Raw genomic sequence first — 21,907 nt, forward strand, 5'->3', positions numbered from 1 at the left:
GGGATAAATCAAAAGGCGATGCCTAGCGAAATATGCGGCCGGAACTGCTTGGCCTGGACGCCATAGGCAAGATCGAGGTTGACGGTGCCGACCGGACTGCGATAGCGCACGCCGGGGCCGACCCCGACCTTGATGCTGCGCCTGGCCCAGCTATCGGTGGCGGTGCCGGCATCGTAGAACAGGGCGCCGCCCCACTGCTCGCTGATCCAGTGCTGGTATTCGGCGCTGGCGGTCACCATGTACTTGGTCGGATACACCGTGCCGTTTTGCGAATTGCCTATGCTTTCGTAGCTGTAGCCGCGCACCGATTCGTTGCCGCCGGCGCGAAACAGCAAGGAAGCCGGCACGGCGGCGCTGGAGCCGGTGGTAAACACGCCGCCCAGCTCGGTGCGCAAGATCACAACGTCGCGCTTGGCCACCGGGAAATAATGCTTATAGCGGCCATCGGCGCGGAAAAAGGTCTGGTCGGTCAGGAGACCTTTCAGGGCGAAGCCGGTCTGGATCGAAAAAATATGGCCGCTGCGCGGGAAAATCGGGTTGTCCACTCCGCGCCTGACCCAGGCGAAACCGGGCACCAGGGCCTGGTGCTGGCCCGGCTGGATCACGGTGTTCGGCGGCAGCACGGCGCCGTCGGTCTGCTGCAGGCGGTCGCGATAATAGTCCAGGGTCAATGCGGTATCGTAGTTTTCCAGCGAACGGGCGCGCTTCAGGCCGATCTTCATGCTGCGCAAATCGACGCCTTGCAAGGTGGTCCGGTCATACGAGCCGTTGACGCCGTTGATGAAGCTGCGGCTGTCCGGCGGCATCGACAGATCCAGCGCGCCATACTGGCGCCGCTGCTCGATCTTGGTCTGGGCATCGAACACCCAGGCCTTGCCGAACACGTTGTAGTTGGTGTAACGGCCTTGCACCTGGGCGCCGGTATCCGAAGCATAGCCGACGCCGGTGCGTATGCGCTGGGTCTGGAATTCGGTAACCTGCACATTCACCGGCGTTTCCTGCGCATGCAGAGGATCGTCGTCGATGCTGACGATGACGTTGCCGAAGTAAGGCGTGTTCTGGATCTGCCTTTGCAGCAGCAGCAAGCGTTCGACGCTGTACTCCTCCCCCACCTGCAGGGGATTGACGTTCTCGATGATGCTGTTCGGATAACGCTTGGTGCCGGTGATGCGCAAGGGGCCAAGGGTAAAGCCGGGGCCGCTGTCATATTGCACGCTCAGTTGCGCATCGTTGTCTTCCGGCGTGATGCGCGCTTCCGACTGCGCCACCTTGGCCGCCGGATAGCGCTTCTTGAGCAATACCTGCAAGCCATCCTCCTTGGCCTTGGCCCAGTCGGCCTGGCGGAACGGCTGGCCGACCGGCAGCCCCCAGTTCTGCTTGATCTGGCTGACGCGCTCAGGTGCTTCGCTGGCGGCTTTGTCGACGACATCGACGGCGGCGGCGGACACCATGGTGCGCTGCTGCGGATCGACTGCCAGGTGAATCGTCTTTGTCTCGCCAGGCTCCACGGTCACCTTGGTCTTCGGCGAAAAATAACCTTCCGTCGAAGTCAGCTGCGTGACTTGCTCGTCCACCGTATCGATCAGGAATTTCAACTGGTCCTCGCTCAAATCTTCGCGATCCTTATAGCGCGACAAATCCAGATGCTGCTCCAGCAGCGCTTTCAAGTCGCCGGGGGCGTCGATCTCCACCCTGTATGCAGCGTGAGCAGCGGACGCGGCAAAGCCGCCGGCCATGACGAGCAGAGCGAAAACCGTGCGATGGACGGCTGGCGTCAAGCGCCCGCCAAAACGATGCATCATGCGCAACTGCCTGTAACGGGCAGCGGCATGGTTTTTGTCTTCGAGAGAAACGGTAGGTACATAGGCAAGAGCAACAAAGACGGAAGGTCATTCTAACAAATATTATTTTTATCTTGCGAAAACGACATTGCTCCCAAACGCTATTGTAGGGGATCCCGGCTGCGTATAGCCAGATGTAACATGATTTAACGTCATGTCGGCGCCAGACGGCAAGTGCTTTCGCTTGCCGTCGGCCGATAATTTACCCCGGATGCGTCATGTTCTGCGGCTGCACCCATTCCGCGAACTCTTGTTCGGTCACATAGCCAAGCGCCAATGCCGCCTGTTTCAGGGTGCTGCCGTCATGATGCGCATGCTTGGCGATCTGCGCCGCGCGGTCGTAACCGATGTGCGGCGCCAGCGCTGTCACCAGCATCAGCGAGCGCTCCATCAGCTCGGCGATGCGGTCGCGGTTGGCGGCGATGCCATCGGCGCAATGCTCTTCAAAGCTGCTCATGCCGTCCGCCAGCAGACGCACGCTCTGCAGGAAATTATGCGCGATCAGCGGTTTGAAAACATTCAGCTCAAAGTTGCCGGAAGCGCCGCCGAAATTGATCACCACATCGTTGCCGAAAACCTGGCAGCACAGCATGGTCAGCGCTTCGCACTGGGTCGGATTGACTTTGCCCGGCATGATCGAGCTGCCCGGCTCGTTCTCCGGGATGCTGATCTCGCCCAGGCCCGAGCGCGGCCCGGAAGCCAGCCAGCGCACATCGTTGGCGATCTTCATCAGGGCCGCCGCCAGGGTTTTCAAGGCGCCGTGGGCGGCCACCAGGCCGTCGTGCGCCGCCAGCGCGGCGAATTTATTGTCGGCGCTGCGGAATGGCAGGCCTTCGGTCTTGGCCAGCTGAGCCGCCACGCGGCTGCCGAAATCCTTGGGCGCGTTGAGGCCGGTGCCGACCGCGGTGCCGCCGGCGGCCAGGTCGCACAGCGGCTCCAGCGCGGCCTTGATGATCTTTTCCGCCAGGTCCAGCTGGGCGACGTAGCCGGAAAATTCCTGGCCCAGGGTCAGCGGCGTGGCGTCCTGCAGATGGGTGCGGCCGATCTTGACGATGTCGTCGAATTCAGTGGATTTGCGCTGCAAGGTGGCGCGCAGTTTTTGCAGCGCCGGCAGCAGCTTGCTGGCGACCGCCAGCGCAGCGGCCACGTGCATCGCGGTCGGGAAGATATCGTTGGACGACTGGCTCATGTTGACGGCATCGTTGGGATGCACCAGGCGCTCTTCCCCGCGCACGCCGCCGAGTATTTCGGAAGCGCGGTTGGCCAGCACTTCGTTCATGTTCATATTGCTCTGGGTGCCGGAGCCGGTCTGCCAGATCGACAGGGGGAATTCATCCGGATGCTTGCCAGCGATCACTTCCTGCGCCGCCTGGATGATGGCGCCGGCCTGGCCCTTCTGCAGCTTGCCGAGATCCAGGTTGACCTGCGCGCAGGCCTGCTTGACCGCCGCCAGCGCGACGATCAGTTCAGCCGGCATGCGTTCGCTGGAAATATGGAAATGATGCAGGCTGCGCTGCGTCTGCGCGCCCCATAGCTTGTCGTCCGGGACTTCGATCTTGCCAAAGGTGTCGCGTTCGGTTCTGGTGGTGGTCATTTGAGCTCCATAGAGGACGACGCTGCACGCAATGAGATCAGGCAGGCATGGCGTCAAAACCCTATGGTAATACTTTTCCCTCGCGCAGGAGGACTTCGATGTCGGCTGCTGAGACCGGTTCGCTGAAATAGAAACCTTGCATTTCATCGCAGCGATGGCGTTGCAGGTATGACAGCTGTTCCTGGGTTTCCACGCCCTCCGCGATCACCTGCAGGCGCAAGTTGTGGGCCAGAGAAATGATGGACGCCACGATCGCTGCATCGTCCTGGTCGACCGTGATATCGCGCACGAACGACTGGTCGATCTTGAGCGCGTCGATAGGGAAACTCTTGAGGTAAGCCAGGCTGGAATAACCGGTGCCGAAATCGTCGATCGACAATTGCACGCCTATCGATTTCAAGTCGTTGAGGATGCCGACCGCCAGTTCGACGTCGGTCATCACCAGGCTCTCGGTCAGCTCGATTTCGAGATAATGCGGCGCCAGTCCGGTATCTTCCAGCACCTTGGCCACCTGCTGCACCAGGTTCTGCTGGAAGAACTGGCGGGTCGACAGGTTGACCGACATGCGCAGGTAGCCCAGTCCCATGCGCTGCCAGGTCTTGTTCTGTTCGCAGGCGGTGTGCATGACCCATGCTCCCATCTGCACGATCAGGCCGGTTTCTTCCGCCAGGTTGATGAAGCGGGTCGGCGAAATCATGCCGAGCTGCGGATGCTTCCAGCGGATCAGGGCTTCCATGCCGACCATGCGGCCGGTGCGCAGGTCGACCTGCGGCTGGTAATACAGCAGCAGTTCCTTGCGCTCCAGCGCATTGCGCAGGTCGCCCTCGATGCGCAGGCGCTCCAGCGCACGCTCGTTCATCGCCGCGGTATAGAACTGGTAATTGTTGTTGCCCATTTCCTTGGCGCGGTACATGGCGATGTCAGCGTGCTTGAGCAGGCTTTCCGGATCGGCGCCGTCGTTCGGATAGACCGCAACGCCGATGCTGCAGCTCAGGAAAAAGTCGTAGCCCTCGATCTGCAGCGGCCGCGCGATGGCGTCCATCATGCCCTGGATCAGGCCGACGCTGAGTTCTTCGTCGAGACGTTCCGGCAGGATCAGGACAAATTCGTCGCTGCCGAGACGGGCGATGGTGTCGGCCTCGCGCGTGAAGGATTTAAGCCGGCTGGCGACTTCCTTCAGCAGCAGGTCGCCGGCATTGTGGCCGAGCGTATCGTTGACGAACTTGAAGCGGTCGAGGTCGACGAACAGCACCCATACCCGGTGGCCGTACAGCTCGCCGTAGACGATCGCCTGGCTCAGGCGGTCGCTCAGCACGTTGCGGTTGGCCAGGCCGGTCAAGGTGTCGTGGCGCGCCTGGTGCTCCAGCTCCGCCTCGTAACTCTTCATCTCGGTAATGTCGTACAGGGAGGTGACGAAGTGGCTGACCCGGCCGGAGCTGTCTTTCACCGGCGCCACGTACAGCTCATTCCAGAACAAGGTGCCGTCCTTGCGGTAGCTGCGGAACACCGCATTGGCGCTGCGTTTCTCGCGCAGGGCGGAACGGATTTCTTCCAGGCCGATCTGGTCGTGGTCGTCGCCCTGCAAGACTTCCAGGTTGCGGCCGATCATGTCGCTGGCGCTGTAGCCGGTGATCCGCTCGAACGCCGGATTGACGTATTCCACCAGATAGTCTGGCAGCTTGGCGCTGGAGATGATGATTGCATTGGCGCTCGATTCGATGGCGCGTTCGCGCAGCTGCAAGGCATCCTCGGCGCGCTTGCGGGCGACGATATCCTCTTTCATCATCTGCGTCGCCAGCCGCACCTGCTGGGTGCGGGCGTCGACCAGCTGTTCGATCCGCTTGGAACGCGTCGACAGGAAATACAGGTAAGTTGCGCCCATCCAGCTGAGCAGGCTGCCCAGTACCAGCACCAGGATCGAGCCGGCGTTTTTCTTGGTGAACACGCGCGGCGGCGCCGAGGCTTCGATGTACCAGGACTTGCCGGCCAGTTCGAAGGTTTGCGACATGTCTTGCGGCGCATCGTACAGCAGCCAGGCCGGCAGCCAGCGGCTGGCGCTGGACGGCCCTGCCGGGCTGCCCTGGCGATACACCAGCGTGCCCGCTTCCGGCGCGGCGCTGGCATACACGCGCAGATAGAAATCTTCGCGCGCCTGCACGCCGTCGCGCGCCAGCACGTTATTGACAAAAGCATCAGCCCGCAGCGCCGCGCTGGTAAAACCGACCAAGGCACGGCGCCGGTCGTCGACGCTCTCCAGCACCGCGCCATGCTGGTAGACCGGCATCAACACCAGCATGCCCAGCTTGCCGCCGTCCTTGCTCGCCTTCAGCTCGAACAAATCGGTGGAAGCCGCCTGGCCGGTGTCGCGCGCGCGCTCCATCGCATCCGCCTGGATCGTGCTGGGCGAGACGTCCAGGGCGAATGCCGCTTCGTTGCCCGCCATCGGCTCGATATATTCCACTACCCGGTATTGCTCATGGCCGGCTGCCGGCTCAGGCTTGCCGTCGCTAAGCTGGCGAATCGTGAAATTGGGGATGTGCTTGCGGATTTCCGCTTCATAGGCCGGCCGTTGCGCGGCTGACACGAGACGCTGGAAACCGAGTGATTTGATATAGGGAGCGCGGCGCAGCATCGGCGCCGTGAAATTGTGGAATTGTTCACGGCTGACGCCGTCCATCGTGACAAACAGGCGGTTCACCGTTTCCAGCTCATGCACCAGGCCATCGAGGCCGTCGACCACGGCCTTGAGGTGGCTGCTGCCCAGACGCCGGAATTCAGCATCCATTTTCTCGTATTCGAGATGGCGTACCGAGACAAACAAGCCGAGCGTAATGGCCAGACCCAATATCAAACTGGACAAAGAGGCAATGGGTATGAAAATTGACGAACCACGACGAAACATTTCTACTCCATTGCGAACAATAGGCGAAATATTACACGGACTTGTTACCTGATAACGCCGCGTGTCGATTTCTTTTTAGTGCACAAAATCAACTAAAAGCCGCAACGCAAGAATCGACGATCATGCTGACATAAACGCTGGCGAAAAATCAGGTGGATTTCGGCGCATCGGCATCAGGCAGCAAGCAGCCCTGCAAGATTTGCAGATCGTTGTCCTTGGCAAAATTGACCACAAAATGATAGGCCAGGGGCTCGATCTGACGCAGATCTTCGTTGACGACCACTGAGCGTACGCCATTCAGCAGCACCGGCCGGACATAGGGGGAATATTGCAGATGCGCGTTGCGTCCGCCCGCGCCTTCCGGGCGAAAACAGGACATGACGCCGCACAGGCGCTCTGCCCAGTCGCTGGGACGGAACTGCCGGCCATCGCTGGTGATGCCTTGGATGAAAAATTCTTTGGCGGGCGCGTCAGGAGATGGAATGGTATCAGCCATGCGTACAGCTCGTTTCTTCTATAACGCTTGCTACAGAGATTTGCTTGCCTCGTACCGCTGGCAAGCTACAATTTTCAAGCAACTCGATTACGTGGTCAGAACCCATGGCGACCTGCGCCAGGATTATTCTTACGTATTATATCTTATAGAAGACTAGGACACCATCCCGAATACCCAGCCTCCGTGCTGCCCGCCGATTACCCCAGCCAGACCGCAACTGACAACAATAGCAACAAGAACATCCACAGCAGCAAGGCGCGCCACACCAGGCCGACCGTGCTTTGCAGCGCGCGCGGCGTAGGCAGGTCGCCTGGCGGGCTGTCGCCGTCCATGGCGGTCGAATCGACGGTCGATGCGTCCGCCGGCAGGATCACCGCGGCGGTTTCCAGCGGCGTGCCGAGCAGCACGCCCATGGCGCCGCCGCCAGTGGAAAGGATGATGCCGTCGGTTTCGTTTTTCCAACGCCCGGCGAAATTGCGCCAGGCGTAAATTGCATCTTCGAAATTGCCAACCACGGCAAACGCCGCCGCCGTCAGGCGCGCCGGGATCCAGTCTATCCAGTAAAAAGCCTGGGCCGCAAAACGGCCGAAGGCTTCATTGCGCATATGGTCGGGCTCGTTCCAGCCGCGCGCCAGGTATTCCGCGATGCGATACATGACGGCGCAGGCGGGACCGACCGGCATCAGGAACCAGAAAAACACGCCGAACACGTGGCGGTGGGTGGTGATCAGCGCCTTCTCCACGGCGATGCGCGAGATCTCGCTGACGTCCATGTCGGTGGTGTCGATCTTGGCCCACTCCGCCAGCAAGGTGCGCGCGGTGGCTTCGTCGCCGCTGTTGAGCGCCAGCTGGATCGAGCTGAAATAATGGCTGTAGTGGCGGAAACCGAGGGTCAGATAGACCATCAGGATATTCCACAGCAGCGCCGCCCAGGCGCCGATATGCACGCATAGCCAATAGATCAGCGCGGTCGGCACGGTCAGCGCCAGGATCACGCAGAACCAGCCCAGCCGGCCCTGGCGCGCCTGGCCGGCATTGAACGAAGCTTCTATCCTGCTTGCGAAATGCTTCACCCACGCGTACACGGGATTGTCCGCACGAAGCGGCTTGAGTTGCTCGATCAGCAATGCAAACAGAATAGAGAGAAATGTCATCAACCAGCCTTATAAGTCAACCAACAGCGCAGCACGCTGCTGCAAGATATGCATAACCCGCCCGCAACGCTATAGAACACAAATGTGCAGTGCGCTGGCCTTGCCATAACGTCTAACAATTGCAATAGCCCATACGATAACGCAGCACAGACGCAGAATCAAACTTGTATCGATCTTGTTTGCTGCCATTTCATATTTTCCGCCGGCCATTTTGCTGCCCTAGGCGCGCAAAAAATGAAACAGGTTTCTCAGCATGGCAGCGGTTGCGCCCCAGATGAAGAAGCGTTCGTAAGGCATTGCATAGAAAGTCCGGCGATAACCGTCGGGCAGATCGATGCTGCGCAATTGATGATTCAAGCCATCCATCAGGAAGGCCAGCGGCACCTCGAAAATTTCCGCCACTTCATTGGGATCGGCGCGCAAGTTCACCGGCGGATTGACCAGGCACACCACCGGCGTGACGCGGTAGCCGGTGCCGGTAAAATATTCCGGCAAGCTGCCGATCACCTCGACCTGGCTGCGCGCCAGGCCGATCTCTTCTTCCGCTTCGCGCAAGGCTGTCTCTATCGGCGAGGCATCGCTCTGCTCCATCCGTCCGCCCGGAAAACTCACCTGGCCGGCGTGATCGGTCAGGTGCGCGGAGCGCTGGGTGAACAGCAGGGTCGGCTGCTCTTCATGCATGACGATGGGAATCAGCACCGAGGCGGGCGTCACCGGCTTGCCCGGCGACATGCGCAGGATGGCCTGGCTGCCCATGTTCTCGGGATGCCATTCCGGCTGGTGCGCAAAGCGCTTGCGCAACCATGCCGCACTCATCCTTTCCGGCGCCAGCGCAGACTCGCCGGCAACGGCATCGACCGGCAGCATCAAGGGATCGAAAGTCAATTTAACCAAGAAAATTCCTATAACAACTATTCTGTACTTTACCGCGACAGCGAAGAATGACCTACCACATTCACAGATAATAACAATTTACGATATTTTACTTTGAAGCAACTAGATCTGCGGCCCGATCTGCAATCGGCAAAAAATGACAGATAAAAAAAGGGGCGCCTGACGGCGCCCCTTCTCATGCAATACCTATGCCTGCTTCGGCACAACTTACTCAGCTGCTGGCGCAGCCTTTGCAGTGTTGCGACGTTGCGGCAGTTTTTCCTTGATACGCGCCGACTTACCGGAACGCTCACGCAGGTAGTACAGTTTGGCGCGACGGACATCGCCGCGACGCTTGACTTCGATCGAAGCGATCAATGGCGAGTACAGTTGGAATGTACGCTCAACGCCTTCGCCGGAAGAAATCTTGCGGACGATGAAGTTGGAGTTCAAACCACGGTTACGACGCGAAATCACGACGCCTTCGTAAGCCTGGGCGCGCTTGCGTGTGCCTTCGACTACGTTGACGCTGACCACGACTGTATCGCCTGGTGCGAATTCAGGGATATTCTTGCCGAGGCGGGCAATTTCTTCTTGCTCAAGTTGTTGGATCAAGTCCATTTTTAGCTCCATATACCATCTTGCTGACGCCGTTTTTTGCCTTGGCCGCTGGCCGAGGCTGCTCAGTAGAGGATGGGGTTAAACACAGGTGGCCGGCTGGCCTCCCCTTGGTACTGCTTTTACTGCTGCTTGCTACTTCGATATGGCCGCACGCTCGCGCGCTCAGCCCATATTCCGTAAAAACTTTTCATCTGCGGCGCTGAGCAAGCCTGCTGCGCGTATCTTTTGAATCAGATCCGGGCGCTTCCTTGCGGTTGCCGACAGCATTTGCTGACGCCGCCATTTTTCAATCTCGGCATGATGGCCGCCCATCAGCACCGGCGGCACCGGCACGCCTTCATACTGTTCCGGCCGGGTGTAATGCGGGCAATCCAGCAAGCCATTGACAAAACTGTCCTCGACCGCCGAAGCGCCATCATTCAATACGCCCGGCAGCTGCCGGATTACCGCATCCATCAAGGCCATCGCAGGCAGTTCGCCGCCGGACAGAACGAAATCGCCAAGGCTGATTTCTTCATCCACGCAACGGTCCAGCAAGCGCTGATCGACCGCTTCGTAACGACCGCACAGCAATACCAGACCCGGCTCGCTACGCAATTCCATGACGCGCTGATGCGTCAATGGCCGGCCTTGCGGCGACAGATAGATGACCCTTGGTGCAGGAAGGCTTTGCTGCAGCTGACGCGCCTTGGCGGCCTCCAGCGCAGCTTCCAGCGGCTTTGCCATCATCACCATGCCTGGCCCGCCGCCATAAGGCCGGTCGTCCACGGTACGATGATTGTCGGTAGTGAAATCACGCGGATTCCACAACGCCAGCTCACATCTTTTCTGTTCAAACGCCCGCCGGGTCACGCCCGACTGCGTCAACGCAGCAAACATTTCGGGAAACAGAGTGACGACATCAAATTGCATACCGCTCACCTTCATGTTTCGCTTGCGATCTTGTTTGCTGCTTCAGTTGCCTGGAGCGTAGTCCGGATTCAATAATCCAGGCCCCAGTCAACCGTAATTTTCTTTGCAGCCTGATCCACCGTCTTGACGAACTGCTCAACGAAGGGGATCAATAATTCCGGTGCTGCCTTGTCCTGCCCCGCGACTGCCGGCACGGTAATCCGAAGAATCGGATGCGCGCCGTTGTCCATCAGGTCAGCCACCACGCCCAGATGCTCGCCCTGCAGATTATCAACCACCGAGCCGATCAGATCGACCCAATAGAATTCATCGTCAGCAAGCGCCGGGAAATGGCTGCGCGGGATGTGCACCACGGTGCCCTTCATCGCTTCGGCTGCATCGCGCCCTGCCACGCCCATCAGGCGCGCCACAATGTCGCCACTGTGGTTTTTCGCCTGCAGCATGTCGACATCGCGCAGTTCCGGCGAACTCTGCCGGCCCAGCCACCATGTCTTGGCATGCAACAACGCGTCTGCATCCGCCGAATACGGTTTGATCCGCACCCAGCCATTGATACCGTAAGCGCCGGTGATATAACCGACCACGACCAGATCCGAAGGTATTGCTGCCCCGGTTTGTGCTGTGGTCGACATTTCTGCTAACGCGCTCAACGGTTCAGGCTGCAGACTCAGTTGCAAAATTAAGCTGCAGTTTTCTTGGCAGCGTCAGCAACCAGGCGTGCAACTGTCGGCGACATCTGCGCGCCAACACCTTGCCAATGCGTCAGGCGGTCCTGAGCAATACGGAAAGTCTCTTCAGCACCAGACGCTACCGGATTGTAAAAACCGATGCGCTCGATGAAGCGACCGTCACGGCGATTGCGCGAATCAGTAGCTACGATGTTGTAAAAAGGACGCTTCTTTGCGCCACCACGGGATAAACGAATAACGACCATAATGTTTCCAAAAAGTGTTCGAACACGGAAAAAGCCGCAAATTATAACGCAAATTATGCCTACCCCGCAACCAAAGCTGGTCATCGGTGTGGCGTCACTACGTCAAAAGGTGTGCAGGCTGTAAAAATCGCCGTACTGCTCTGTGAGCAAGTAGCAAGCGCTCTGGGTGGGTGCTATCAGTGACAGTCAATTGATACAGGCTGTACACTGAGCCCTCAATTCGCTGTCCGATGCTTACGATGCGTGTTGGCAACATCAGTAGCGATAACGGCGCTAGTATATTAGCAATTTCCGTATTTGAGGCAAATTGTGCACTTTTGCCTTGTTTTTTTGCCGCATGGACCAGATAAACCACTCAACTCCCCGCCAATGACATCGTCCCACAAGAACAAGACACTCACCACTTTCCTCGCTACTGTATTCGGCAGCATCGGCCTGCATCGGTTTTACCTAAAGGGATTCAGCGATATCTGGGGCTGGCTGCATTTTGCTTCCTTGCCAGTTTCGCTGCTGGCTTACTGGCTATGGTGCAAGGATCAGCAGGCCGCATTCCTGTTCGGACCATTGATTGTTTCCGGATTGATTGCCTTTCTGGAATCACTGGTCATTGGCCTGACCCCGGATGAAAAATGGGACGCCAAATACAATGCCAATTCCGGCCGGCAATCGGACTCCAGCTGGTTTGTGGTCCTGCTGGTTGTGCTGACCCTGGGCGTAGGCGCGATCGGCCTGATCGGTGCGATTGCCCGCACCTTCGACCTGATGTACACCGGCGGCGCCTACGGTTGACATGCCCATGAGCCGTAAAAAAAGCAGCCGAGGCTGTAATGCCGTTCAGTTAAGGTCTCTTTTCAGGACCCGAACGGAGTAACGTTGAGGTAGCGCTTTGACGACCCGGTCGCAATGTCGACCGGGTCGGTCTTCGTTCAGCAGGGCGATTAATCGTTGCCGCAAGCGTTGCAACAGAGCCGGCAACTTGCCATATGAGCGAGTTACTGCGGCCCAGTGCAGTTCGTACTGGATGACGTGAAAGGCACGCACGAAGCTAATTTCAGTCGGTTCACATTTCACGGCTAGCGCCGTTTTTGCCATTTCCAGTCTGATTAAGTTGTACGCGGTCAGTGTTCCCCATATTTCCTGGTAGACGCCTTCTACCGTTTTGCTGCGCAGCGTAAGAGTCTTGCCCAACATAGTCTGCTTCAATTCCCGATAGCTCGTTTCAATTTGCCAACGTCGTTCATAGCACGCAGTAATGTCGACGGCTTTGTAACGCTTACGATCGAACAATGATGTAAGCAGAATCTGTTTGCGCGCAGATGGATCGATTACGGTAATGGCTCGTACCTGCCAGAATTCGGGCAGTTCAGGACATTTGCGACGCGCCTGCGGCGATATGCGCATCTGGATTAATGCGTCGCCAGTGCTTTCCTCTAGCACTTCCCATTTCGTGTTGGCTTTGGCTGGAATGATGAAGTGGCGATTGTTGCCCCGGCCAGTTAAGTTGCATAAGATTTCCGCCGACAAAAAGCCTTTGTCAAAGGCCGTGAGGGAATCGTCGGGAATAGAGGACACCAGTGCTTTGGCATACTGCATTTCGTGCGTACCGTAGGGACCAAAGGCAGCACTACGAATCAGGTGCGTCGAGACATCCGTTAGCGTGACCCCGCGTATCTGAGGATAGCTCGACACGGCACAGGCGTAGCGTTGGGCGCCGAAATGCTGACGGTGTTCTGGCGTATCAACCGCTTTTAAGGTTGTGCCGTCCATGGCGAACAACCTCAAGCCCTTGAATTGGTAGTGTTTGTTGTCCTGATCGCACCACGCGCGGGCGGATAACTCAAACAGCGCTTGCAACGGCGCCGCCCCAAGTCGCTGGCGTGCTTGCGCGACCGCACTTTTGCTGACGAACGGAGCTTGGACATCTGGCAGGGCCAGATCCAAATCGTCGATGACTTCGCTGATGGATTGATGCCGATACAGCGCCAAGGCAACTACCAACCAGACCACCTGCTCGGCTGGGAGCCGACGGTGCCGGATGCTCGCCTTGCCAGTGTAATTGATTGCCTTCTCTATCCACTCATATGGTAAATGTTGCCCCAGGCGCTCCCAGTTGGGTGCCTCCTGAGTTTCAGCCATAAAATGGATCGCGTCATCAAGCATGCACGCAGGTTAACAGCCTCCAATTGCGTTTACAACACTTAAAAACAAAAATGCCGTTCAGTCTTAACTGAACGGCATTACAGCCGAGGCTGCTTTTTTTACGCTTGAAGCGATCTCAGAACTGATCTTCCGTCAGCGCCATCACGCCGCTGCTGCCTTCGATTACCGAGATGCGGTAAGCCTCAGCCTGGGACAGGATATGCTCGGCAAAGAAACGCGCCGTGCCGATCTTGGCCTGGTAGAAGCCGCTGTCGCCGGCGCCCTCGGCCAGCTTGCGCTTTGCCGCCAGCGCAGCGCGGCCGAGCTGCCAGCCGCCCAGCACGACGCCGGCCAGCTTCAGGTACGGCACGCTGCCTGCAAACACACCCTTGATATCGCTTTTCAGGTTGTCGACGACATAGCTGACCACCTGCTCCAGCGCATCGGCGCCGCTGGCCAGCTGCTTGCCGATCGCCACCAGTTCGGCGGCGCCGCTGCCCGCCAGTTCCGCCTGGGTAGCGCGCACCTGGGCGATGATCGCCTTGGCGACAGCGCCGCCGTCGCGTACGGTCTTGCGGCCGATCAGGTCGTTGGCCTGGATCGCCGTGGTGCCTTCGTAAATCGTCAGGATCCGCGCATCGCGATAGAACTGCGCGGCGCCGGTTTCTTCGATAAAGCCCATGCCGCCGTGGACCTGCACGCCGGTCGAGGCCACATCGATCGAGATCTCGGTCGACCAGCCCTTGACCACCGGCACCATGTATTCATAGAACGCCTGGTTGGCCTTGCGGACCGCTTCGTCAGCATGATGATGGGCTGCGTCGTGCGCCGCCGCGGTGACATAGGCCAGCGCCCGCGCCGCTTCGATCTGCGAGCGCATGCTCATCAGCATCCGCCGCACATCCGGCTGATGGATGATGGTCACGGCGCCTGCCGAGCCGGCCAGGTCGCGCGACTGCACCCGGTCCTTGGCATATGCCACGGCCTTTTGATAAGCACGCTCTGCCACGCTGATGCCTTGCAGGCCGACCGCAAAACGCGCCGCGTTCATCATGATGAACATGTATTCCAGGCCGCGGTTTTCCTGGCCGACCAGGGTACCGATCGCGCCGCCATGGTCGCCGAACTGCAGCACCGCGGTCGGGCTGGCCTTGATGCCCAGCTTGTGTTCCAGCGAGACGCAATGGACGTCGTTGCGCGCGCCCGGCGTACCGTCGGCGTTGACCATGAATTTCGGCACGATGAACAGCGAAATGCCTTTCACCCCTTCCGGCGCATTCGGCGTACGCGCCAGCACCAGGTGCACGATATTTTCCGCCATATCGTGTTCACCGTAGGTGATGAAAATCTTGGTGCCGGAAATCTTGTAGGTGCCATCGTCCTGCGGCACGGCGCGGGTGCGCACCAGCGCCAGGTCGGAGCCGGCCTGCGGCTCGGTCAGATTCATGGTGCCGGTCCATTTGCCGGACACCAGGTTTTCCAAGTAGATGCGTTTTTGCTCGTCGCTGCCGGCGGTCAGCAGCGCTTCGATCGCGCCATCGCTCAGCAGCGGGCACAGGGCGAAGGAAAGATTGGCGGCGTTCAGCATTTCGATGCAAGGCGTCGCCACCAGCTTCGGCAAACCCTGGCCGCCGAATTCGACCGGATGCTGCACACCTTGCCAGCCAGCTTCGGCAAACGCCTTGAAGGCCTCCTTGAAACCCTTGCTGGTGGTGACTTCGCCATCGTGCCAATAGCTTGGCTCCTGATCGCCGCTACGATTCAGCGGCGCCACCACTTCACTGCAAAACTTGGCGTTCTCTTGCAACACTGCTTCCACGGTTTCCGGGGTCGCGTCTTCGCAACCGGGCAGCGTGCTGACCTGCTCCAGGCCAGCCAGTTCGTTCAGTACGAACAGCATGTCCTTCAACGGGGCGACATAACTCATGATGTGCTACTCCTAAAAATCGGGGTGGCAAGAGAAGCCGGCGTCGCCGGCGTTCGCATTGCCACCCCTATGCATTCGATTTTCAACGGGACACCGGCTGGCGGCCCCCGTCAAACGCCCGTCGGCTGAAAGCGGCTTAGCCCAGTTCGGCCACCAGCTGCGGCACGATCTCGAACAGGTCGCCGACAATGCCATAGTCCGCCACCGAGAAAATCGGCGCTTCTTCGTCCTTGTTGATGGCGACGATGACCTTGGAATCCTTCATCCCGGCCAGATGCTGGATCGCGCCGGAAATACCGACGGCGATGTACAGCTGCGGCGCGACGATCTTGCCGGTCTGGCCGACCTGCCAGTCGTTCGGCACGAAACCGGCATCGACCGCGGCGCGCGAGGCGCCCATCGCCGCGTTGAGCTTGTCGGCCAGCGGTTCCAGGATCTTGAAATTTTCCGCCGAACCCATGCCGCGGCCGCCGGAAACGATGATCTTGGCGGCGGTCAGCTCAGGACGGTCCGACTTGGCCAGTTCACGCGAAACGAAAGCCGATTTGCCGAAGTCGGCTGCTGCGGCAATGTTTTCCACGGCAGCGGAACCGCCGCCGGCAGCGGCGTCGAAACCGGTGGTGCGGACAGTGATGACTTTCACCGCATCGCTCGATTGCACGGTGGCGATCGCATTGCCGGCATAGATTGGACGCTCGAAAGTGTCAGGGCTGTCGACCTTGGTGATTTCGGAAATCTGGCCGACATCCAGCTTGGCGGCAACCCGCGGCAGGATATTTTTGCCGTAGGCGGTAGCCGGCGCCAGAATGTGGCTGTAGGCCGCAGCCAGGGCCAATACTTGCGCGGCGACATTTTCCGCCAGGCCGTCGGCGAAATAAGCGGCATCGGCGACCAATACTTTGCTGACGCCCGCCAGTTGGGCGGCGGCTTGCGCGGCTGCGCCGCAGCTGCTGCCGGCGACCAGCACGTGGACTTCGCCGCCGCATTGGCTGGCGGCGGTAACGGTATTGAGAGTGCTGCCTTTTAACGAGGCATTATCGTGTTCAGCGATGACTAAGGCTGTCATGTGGGCTCCTGGTTTTATTGACGCGCGCCTGCAATCTTGCGGCGCTGCGCCTGGTTCTTGATGAGTGTCCGGTAAGTGCGTCTGCCGCGCTTACAGTACCTTGGCTTCGTTCTTCAGCTTGGCGACCAGCGTGGCGACGTCAGGCACCTTGATGCCGGCGCTGCGCTTGGCAGGCTCCACTACTTTCAGCGTCTTCAGGCGCGGTGCGACATCGACGCCGAGATCGGCCGGCTTGAACACGTCCAGGGTTTTCTTCTTGGCTTTCATGATGTTCGGCAGCGTCACATAGCGCGGCTCGTTCAGGCGCAAGTCGGTGGTGATGATCGCCGGCAGCGTCAGGGCGATGGTTTCCAGGCCACCGTCGACTTCACGCGTCACAGTCACCTTGCCGTCTTCCAGCACCACCTTGGAAGCGAAAGTCGCTTGCGGCCAGCCCAGCAGCGCGGCCAGCATCTGGCCAGTCTGATTGCAATCGTCGTCGATCGCCTGCTTGCCGAGGATGATCAGCTGCGGCTGTTCCTTGTCGGCCACGGCCTTCAGCAGTTTCGCCACTGCCAGCGGCTGCAGGTCGGTGTCGGCGGTATCGACCAGGATGCCGCGGTCGGCGCCGATCGCCATCGCGGTGCGCAGGGTTTCCTGGCATTGCGTAACGCCGCAGGAAATCGCGATTACTTCAGTGACCTTGCCGCCTTCTTTCAGGCGCGTGGCTTCTTCCACCGCGATTTCGTCAAACGGATTCATCGACATCTTGACGTTGGCAATATCTACACCGCTGCCGTCCGACTTGACCCGCACCTTGACGTTGTAGTCGACGACACGCTTGACTGGTACTAATACTTTCATCGTTATGCCTTTTTATGGAAATAAAAAAATCTGGAACCTGAATAGACGCGGATAGTCGCGGTGACGCAAGGTTAACGTTTACGTAAATCTCAATTGGGAATTATAAGAGAGAATTCGGTTCGACGCTGAAATTTAGCACGATCGTTCTATTAAATCTTAGAGCAAATTACCTAATCGCACCCGGATCTTGTAAAACAAGACACGTTCAAGGCAATGTTCAGCTTGGGAATATGGTTGCCGGCCTGGGATGCAGGCGATGAAAAGGGAAGGCAGAGGAGGGAAAAGCAGGCAACAGTTCAAGCAAGGTACGGCCTACAGAACGCAGGCCGTGCGGTAATCGTTCACAACAATGACGCGATGAGCAAGGAAAAGACAAGCGCCGGTTCAAGCAGCTGGCTGCTTACTTGCGCTTCATGAAGAAAATGAACTCCCGGTTTTCTTCACTCTGTTCCAGCAAATCATTGCCAGTCTGCTTTGCGAATGCCTGGAAATCGCGCACTGAACCGGAGTCGGTAGCCAGCACACGCAGTACTTCTCCACTCAGCATGTCCGCCAACGCCTTCTTCGTTTTCAAAATCGGCAGTGGGCAGTGCAAACCGCGGGCGTCGAGTTCTTTATTAAATTCCATAACCACTTCGTAATGTAAAGATTTTTAACATTTGCTGCTATTTACTGATTCTACTCCAAACGATGCTGCGTTTGACGCATCGCAACATGCCATCAATCATTTTTACAACAGCATGGCGAATAGCAAATATGTCTTTAATACAATCTTTCTGCACATCTACATGCTAATATTCAACTGACAAGTATCGCACTGTAACAAACACAATAACAAGCACAGTCGCCGGGCTTCCCAGCTCCCGTCTAGTGACAAATTCCGAGGAAACGAGCATGCGGGACAGCCATAGCGAAAAGCCCTTCAGCAACATCACACCGTTCTGGCAGCGCTTGCCTCAATTTTTCCTCTACCCTCTGCAGGGCCAGTTGATCTGGCACCCCGCAGTCTACGCCCTGATCGGCACCGGCTTGTGGCTGCTCGGCAGCGATCACGAAGAGGGCAGCTTCTCCCCCTTCATTCTTATCATTGCGATCCTGGTCGGCATCGGCTTTGCCATCGACCTGACGCGCCTAGCGTTTCGCATCCTGGAACAAACCTCACTTGGCAATTTGCGCTGCGCCGATTTTGACGAGGCTGACGACGTCCACAAGATGTCCCCGTATAAGCTGTTGCTGATCATGATGGTGCAAGGCTTTTTCATCGGCATCCTGGCTTCCGTCCATCCCATGCTGGGCCTGCTGGCAAGCGCCGTCGCCAACCTGATGCTGCCGGCCAGCCTTATGGTGCTCGGCTACACCCACAGCTTCTGCGACGCCATCAATCCGCTCAGGGTCTTCAAGATGATCAAGGCCTGCGGCTGGCCCTATCTGGCGCTGTGGGCCTTTAGTTTCATACTAGGCCAATGCGCGCCGATTGTCATCATGCTGTTTGCCGGTAAATTGCCGCTCGCCGTGCTGATCGCACTGGCTATTTTCGCGTGCGCATATTTCACTCTGGTCGGCTTCAATCTGATGGGATATACGATGTACCAATACCATCAGGAGATCGGTTATTCGCCGGACCGCAATTTTGAAATCAACGCGCTTGCCGGCAGCCGCAATAACCGTCCCTTGAGCGACGACGACATCCTCGCGCAGCAGGTCGGCGCGCTGATTCGCGACGGCAATATCGATCTGGCGATGGAAATGATCTGGGAAGAACTGCGCTACGATCAGCTCAATCCGCAACTGTCGGCCCACTACGCCAAGCTGCTGCTGTTAAAGGGCGACAAGGCCAAGCAGCTCGAATATGCGCCGCGCCACCTGTTTGCCCTGGCGCGCGCGGGAAAAGCCGGCCGCATAGGCGAAGCCTGGCAACAGGCGCGCCGGCTCGATCCTGAATTCAAGATCGAGAATCCTGACCATGTATTGGAAATCGCCGCCGCTGCCGCCGGCGTGCGCGAATATCAGATCGCGCTTGAAATTGTCTCCGGCTTCCACAAACGCGCGCCGCGCCACAAGGATGTAGCGGCGGTGCTGGTGCTGGCCGGCAAACTGCTCTCCGACCACCTGCGCCAGGATGCGCGTGCCCTGACGCTGTTCAACCACGTGATTGCACAATGGCCTGGCAGCCCGGCAGCCGCCGATGCGCAGCAATATAAAACGGTGATCGAGGGCTTGAGCCAGACTTCTGAACCTGCCTGACGCAGGTTTAATAGCGGTTGCCGGGACTGGAAACCCAGCGGCTTTCTTCACTCAAGGGGAACTGCCGCTGCAGCAACTGCTGATAGTGCTGCGCCTTGTCCCTCCTGCCCGCCGTCATGAAGCCGCGGGCGACAAACTGTATCAACTGCGGCAGTTGCTGGTGCTGGCGCGCGGTCACCAGCAGGATCTGCAGGATGGCGGCGGCGGTCTGCGGCTGGCCGTTCATGGCGAAACGCCGGGCCACCGCCAGCGACTGGTCGTTGCTGAGCAGCGGCCGCGGCTCCGCGCTGGCGACATAGTCGAGATAAACCTGATGGATTTTCTCTTCGTCGAAGCGGTCTTTCGGCAGGCTCAGCAGCATCTCGGCGCTTTTGTGGAAAGCCGCCGAGGACGGCGCCCCCTTCGATAGATTGAACAGCTGCAGCAGCCAGTCCGGCTGCGGCGTCTTGTGCTGCGCCAGCGTCTTGCTGACCAGGCTGCTGAAGTCGCGCCGGGCACGCTCGAAGTCGAGCCGGGCCAGGGCGGCATAGGCGCTCTGCTGCAAGCTCCGCAACAGCTTGTCGTCGTCCCCGTTGGAGACATAGCTGGCATGCGCCTGCGCCAGCTTGCCGCGCGCCAGCAGCCGAAAGATCAAAGCCAGCAGAGCGCCGCCCAGCAGGCCGCCGATATGGGCGTAGTAATTGGTGTTCGAGGGGCCGCCAAACAGCAGGTCGAAAGCTTCCTTGCCGACCCAGATCGGCAGCATGATCAGCGCCGGCGCCTTGAAGAAATCGAAATAAAACAGAAACCAATAAAAAAAGCGGATCTTGCGCAAGCCGTACAGCACCGTGTACATGCCCATGACGCCGGAAATGGCGCCTGAGGCGCCCAGCGAGAGCACCATGCTGTCGCCTTCGAACAGCAGGTAGAACGCCGCCGACAGCAAGCCGGAGAGCAGGTAAAACAGCAAGTACCAGCCGCCGCCCAGCAGGATTTCCACCGCGTAGCCGACCATCGCCAGGAACACCATGTTGCCCAGCACATGCTCGACGCTGGCATGCAGGAACATATGGGTGAGCAAGGTGAACGGCCGCTCGCCGGCCTGCGCAGGGATCAGCGCATAGCGCTCGGTAAAGCTGCGGCTGCGGATGGCCAGGTAGTGTTCGCGCTGCTCTTTCCACTCTGCCAGGTCGTCGGCATCGACGGTGCCCAGCAGCGGCGGCTTGGCCTGCTGCATCAAGGCGCCGAATTTGCCGTCGGCATCAAGCACATGCCAGCGCTCGATCAGCGACTGGTAGTCTTTCAGGGAAGCCTGCCTGCCGTCTCGTGCAGCGGCCAGCTCGGCCCGCGTCCGTATCTGGCGCCAGCGTTCCAGTCCTTTGCGCATGGCGGCGCCCGCCTCCGGCTTGTTCTGGTTTTCCAGGAAACGGGCATAGGCCAGGAATTCGAATTCCGGCAGGCGCGACTCGACCAGGTAATACTCGGCGGCCGGCTCCATATGGCTGCGTTCGCCCCATTGGATGCCGAAGTAGATCAGCAGGTTGAGCAGCACCAGCAGGATCGTGACCAGCGGCGGGCGCCTCCAGTCTGGCTTACGGTCTACCGGGATGATCAGCATGGCGGCTCAGGAGCAGGTCAGAATTTTCGATAGCGTGATTTTACCCAGTCATTGCCACCCGGCACCGTTATTTTTTACGCATCGGCTTTCTTCCGGCCTGGCCGGATATCCAGCCTCACGCCTTCAAGGCCGGTTCGGGCTGCGCCGGCTGCAACAGCGGCCGCTCGATGTATTCGACCGCCAGGCCCTGCGTTCGCATCCAGTCAGCCACGGCATGGCCGGTGCCGGCGCGCCATGGCCGCAATGCCGCTGGTTCCAGCAGGCGGTATTCCAGCAGTTCGGGCGACAGGCGGACAGTGCCGGTGGCCTTGACGTGATAGGCGATGATCAGCTCATTCTTGCGGATGAATTCATACACGCCGACCAGGCTGATCTGCTGGGCGTCGAGGTTGGTTTCCTCTTTCAGTTCACGCGCAACGCCCTGCTCCGGCGTTTCATCGCGCTCCATGAATCCGGTGATCAGCGCAAACATGCCCTCCTGCCATGCCGCATTGCGCGCCAGCAGGATCTTGCCGTCGATCTCGACGATCGCGGCCAGCACCGGCAGCGGATTGTCCCAGTGCGTCCAGTGCCCCTCCGGACAAGCCAGCCGCAATTTGCCGCCTTCGTCTTCATCGGCGCGCTGAATCAGCGATGCGGCGCAGACCGGACAGAATTTGAATTCGCTCATGATGGTTTTTGTTGACTGCAGACAGAATAAAAAAGCGGGAAGAACCAATCCGCGATACTACTGCGATTTGATGCTTCCCGCTTTGCCGTCCCCG

Annotated in this window: 19 protein-coding genes; 2 read left to right on the forward strand and 17 right to left on the reverse strand. The window is 59.0% G+C overall.

Annotation, left to right across the window (positions count from 1 at the left end):
- Nucleotides 1–8 precede the first annotated feature (8 nt).
- The 10 genes from KHU30_RS20790 to rpsP form a co-directional block, all read right to left on the reverse strand.
- A complete protein-coding gene (locus tag KHU30_RS20790) occupies nucleotides 9–1,736 on the reverse strand; it encodes an autotransporter assembly complex protein TamA (RefSeq protein WP_211444745.1) in 1,728 nt (575 codons plus the stop codon).
- A 307-nt stretch (nucleotides 1,737–2,043) separates the two neighbouring features.
- The gene (gene fumC, locus KHU30_RS20795) at nucleotides 2,044–3,435 is read right to left on the reverse strand and encodes a class II fumarate hydratase (protein ID WP_211444523.1); all 1,392 of its coding nucleotides are present in this window, start codon (nucleotides 3,433–3,435) and stop codon (nucleotides 2,044–2,046) included.
- 61 nt (nucleotides 3,436–3,496) lie between these two features.
- Complete coding sequence (locus KHU30_RS20800; RefSeq protein ID WP_329956499.1) at nucleotides 3,497–6,280, reverse strand: bifunctional diguanylate cyclase/phosphodiesterase; 2,784 nt, start codon at nucleotides 6,278–6,280, stop codon at nucleotides 3,497–3,499.
- Between the two features lie 205 nt (nucleotides 6,281–6,485).
- Entirely contained in the window at nucleotides 6,486–6,833 is a 348-nt protein-coding gene (locus tag KHU30_RS20805; RefSeq protein WP_211444525.1) for a DUF3579 domain-containing protein, read from the reverse strand.
- Between the two features lie 197 nt (nucleotides 6,834–7,030).
- Nucleotides 7,031–7,987 carry a CobD/CbiB family protein gene (locus KHU30_RS20810; RefSeq protein WP_211444526.1) on the reverse strand — a complete coding sequence of 319 codons (957 nt, stop codon included), beginning with the start codon at nucleotides 7,985–7,987 and terminating at the stop codon, nucleotides 7,031–7,033.
- A 219-nt stretch (nucleotides 7,988–8,206) separates the two neighbouring features.
- Nucleotides 8,207–8,881 carry a CoA pyrophosphatase gene (locus tag KHU30_RS20815; protein ID WP_211444527.1) on the reverse strand — a complete coding sequence of 225 codons (675 nt, stop codon included), beginning with the start codon at nucleotides 8,879–8,881 and terminating at the stop codon, nucleotides 8,207–8,209.
- A 207-nt stretch (nucleotides 8,882–9,088) separates the two neighbouring features.
- On the reverse strand, nucleotides 9,089–9,481 hold the full coding sequence (rplS, locus tag KHU30_RS20820; RefSeq protein WP_211444528.1) for a 50S ribosomal protein L19: 393 nt from the start codon (nucleotides 9,479–9,481) through the stop codon (nucleotides 9,089–9,091).
- Between the two features lie 162 nt (nucleotides 9,482–9,643).
- Nucleotides 9,644–10,393 (reverse strand): tRNA (guanosine(37)-N1)-methyltransferase TrmD, encoded by a 750-nt coding sequence (trmD, locus tag KHU30_RS20825; RefSeq protein ID WP_211444529.1) that lies wholly within the window; start codon nucleotides 10,391–10,393, stop codon nucleotides 9,644–9,646.
- Between the two features lie 68 nt (nucleotides 10,394–10,461).
- Entirely contained in the window at nucleotides 10,462–11,025 is a 564-nt protein-coding gene (gene rimM, locus KHU30_RS20830; RefSeq protein ID WP_211444530.1) for a ribosome maturation factor RimM, read from the reverse strand.
- 47 nt (nucleotides 11,026–11,072) lie between these two features.
- Nucleotides 11,073–11,327, reverse strand: coding sequence for a 30S ribosomal protein S16 (rpsP, locus tag KHU30_RS20835; RefSeq protein ID WP_038491540.1), 255 nt, complete (start codon nucleotides 11,325–11,327; stop codon nucleotides 11,073–11,075).
- 369 nt (nucleotides 11,328–11,696) lie between these two features.
- Between rpsP and KHU30_RS20840 the strand changes: the two genes are divergently transcribed.
- Nucleotides 11,697–12,116, forward strand: a complete 420-nt coding sequence (locus KHU30_RS20840) for a TM2 domain-containing protein (protein WP_211444531.1) — start codon at nucleotides 11,697–11,699, stop codon at nucleotides 12,114–12,116.
- A 45-nt stretch (nucleotides 12,117–12,161) separates the two neighbouring features.
- Here the strand turns inward: KHU30_RS20840 and KHU30_RS20845 are convergent, their stop codons facing one another.
- From KHU30_RS20845 to KHU30_RS20865, 5 genes are all read right to left on the reverse strand, one after another.
- On the reverse strand, nucleotides 12,162–13,487 hold the full coding sequence (locus KHU30_RS20845) for an IS4 family transposase (protein WP_211444532.1): 1,326 nt from the start codon (nucleotides 13,485–13,487) through the stop codon (nucleotides 12,162–12,164).
- 115 nt (nucleotides 13,488–13,602) lie between these two features.
- Nucleotides 13,603–15,393 carry an acyl-CoA dehydrogenase gene (locus KHU30_RS20850; RefSeq protein ID WP_211444533.1) on the reverse strand — a complete coding sequence of 597 codons (1,791 nt, stop codon included), beginning with the start codon at nucleotides 15,391–15,393 and terminating at the stop codon, nucleotides 13,603–13,605.
- Between the two features lie 136 nt (nucleotides 15,394–15,529).
- The gene (locus KHU30_RS20855) at nucleotides 15,530–16,459 is read right to left on the reverse strand and encodes an electron transfer flavoprotein subunit alpha/FixB family protein (RefSeq protein WP_211444534.1); all 930 of its coding nucleotides are present in this window, start codon (nucleotides 16,457–16,459) and stop codon (nucleotides 15,530–15,532) included.
- 90 nt (nucleotides 16,460–16,549) lie between these two features.
- Nucleotides 16,550–17,302, reverse strand: coding sequence for an electron transfer flavoprotein subunit beta/FixA family protein (locus tag KHU30_RS20860; RefSeq protein WP_014005149.1), 753 nt, complete (start codon nucleotides 17,300–17,302; stop codon nucleotides 16,550–16,552).
- Between the two features lie 400 nt (nucleotides 17,303–17,702).
- Entirely contained in the window at nucleotides 17,703–17,930 is a 228-nt protein-coding gene (locus tag KHU30_RS20865; RefSeq protein ID WP_038491550.1) for a sulfurtransferase TusA family protein, read from the reverse strand.
- Between the two features lie 266 nt (nucleotides 17,931–18,196).
- On the opposite strand from KHU30_RS20865, the gene KHU30_RS20870 reads away from it, so the two are divergent.
- A complete protein-coding gene (locus KHU30_RS20870; protein WP_211444535.1) occupies nucleotides 18,197–19,546 on the forward strand; it encodes a DUF4013 domain-containing protein in 1,350 nt (449 codons plus the stop codon).
- Between the two features lie 7 nt (nucleotides 19,547–19,553).
- Here KHU30_RS20870 and KHU30_RS20875 read toward each other — a convergent pair whose 3' ends face one another.
- Both KHU30_RS20875 and KHU30_RS20880 read right to left on the reverse strand, forming a co-directional pair.
- A complete protein-coding gene (locus tag KHU30_RS20875) occupies nucleotides 19,554–21,143 on the reverse strand; it encodes a rhomboid family intramembrane serine protease (RefSeq protein WP_211444536.1) in 1,590 nt (529 codons plus the stop codon).
- Between the two features lie 115 nt (nucleotides 21,144–21,258).
- Entirely contained in the window at nucleotides 21,259–21,813 is a 555-nt protein-coding gene (locus KHU30_RS20880; RefSeq protein WP_211444537.1) for an NUDIX domain-containing protein, read from the reverse strand.
- Nucleotides 21,814–21,907 lie beyond the last annotated feature (94 nt).

This window comes from Collimonas humicola, assembly GCF_018304945.1.
Lineage (GTDB): Bacteria > Pseudomonadota > Gammaproteobacteria > Burkholderiales > Burkholderiaceae_D > Collimonas > Collimonas humicola.

What these genes read in the sequence shown, in the direction of transcription:
- KHU30_RS20790 (WP_211444745.1), bottom strand. Translation starts at nt 1,736, where the DNA reads ATGGCCGGCGGCTTTGCCGCGTCCGCTGCTCACGCTGCATACAGGGTG.
- fumC (WP_211444523.1), bottom strand. Translation starts at nt 3,435, where the DNA reads ATGACCACCACCAGAACCGAACGCGACACCTTTGGCAAGATCGAAGTC.
- KHU30_RS20805 (WP_211444525.1), bottom strand. Translation starts at nt 6,833, where the DNA reads ATGGCTGATACCATTCCATCTCCTGACGCGCCCGCCAAAGAATTTTTC.
- KHU30_RS20810 (WP_211444526.1), bottom strand. Translation starts at nt 7,987, where the DNA reads ATGACATTTCTCTCTATTCTGTTTGCATTGCTGATCGAGCAACTCAAG.
- rplS (WP_211444528.1), bottom strand. Translation starts at nt 9,481, where the DNA reads ATGGACTTGATCCAACAACTTGAGCAAGAAGAAATTGCCCGCCTCGGC.
- trmD (WP_211444529.1), bottom strand. Translation starts at nt 10,393, where the DNA reads ATGCAATTTGATGTCGTCACTCTGTTTCCCGAAATGTTTGCTGCGTTG.
- rimM (WP_211444530.1), bottom strand. Translation starts at nt 11,025, where the DNA reads ATGTCGACCACAGCACAAACCGGGGCAGCAATACCTTCGGATCTGGTC.
- rpsP (WP_038491540.1), bottom strand. Translation starts at nt 11,327, where the DNA reads ATGGTCGTTATTCGTTTATCCCGTGGTGGCGCAAAGAAGCGTCCTTTT.
- KHU30_RS20840 (WP_211444531.1), top strand. Translation starts at nt 11,697, where the DNA reads ATGACATCGTCCCACAAGAACAAGACACTCACCACTTTCCTCGCTACT.
- KHU30_RS20845 (WP_211444532.1), bottom strand. Translation starts at nt 13,487, where the DNA reads ATGCTTGATGACGCGATCCATTTTATGGCTGAAACTCAGGAGGCACCC.
- KHU30_RS20850 (WP_211444533.1), bottom strand. Translation starts at nt 15,393, where the DNA reads ATGAGTTATGTCGCCCCGTTGAAGGACATGCTGTTCGTACTGAACGAA.
- KHU30_RS20855 (WP_211444534.1), bottom strand. Translation starts at nt 16,459, where the DNA reads ATGACAGCCTTAGTCATCGCTGAACACGATAATGCCTCGTTAAAAGGC.
- KHU30_RS20860 (WP_014005149.1), bottom strand. Translation starts at nt 17,302, where the DNA reads ATGAAAGTATTAGTACCAGTCAAGCGTGTCGTCGACTACAACGTCAAG.
- KHU30_RS20865 (WP_038491550.1), bottom strand. Translation starts at nt 17,930, where the DNA reads ATGGAATTTAATAAAGAACTCGACGCCCGCGGTTTGCACTGCCCACTG.
- KHU30_RS20870 (WP_211444535.1), top strand. Translation starts at nt 18,197, where the DNA reads ATGCGGGACAGCCATAGCGAAAAGCCCTTCAGCAACATCACACCGTTC.
- KHU30_RS20875 (WP_211444536.1), bottom strand. Translation starts at nt 21,143, where the DNA reads ATGCTGATCATCCCGGTAGACCGTAAGCCAGACTGGAGGCGCCCGCCG.
- KHU30_RS20880 (WP_211444537.1), bottom strand. Translation starts at nt 21,813, where the DNA reads ATGAGCGAATTCAAATTCTGTCCGGTCTGCGCCGCATCGCTGATTCAG.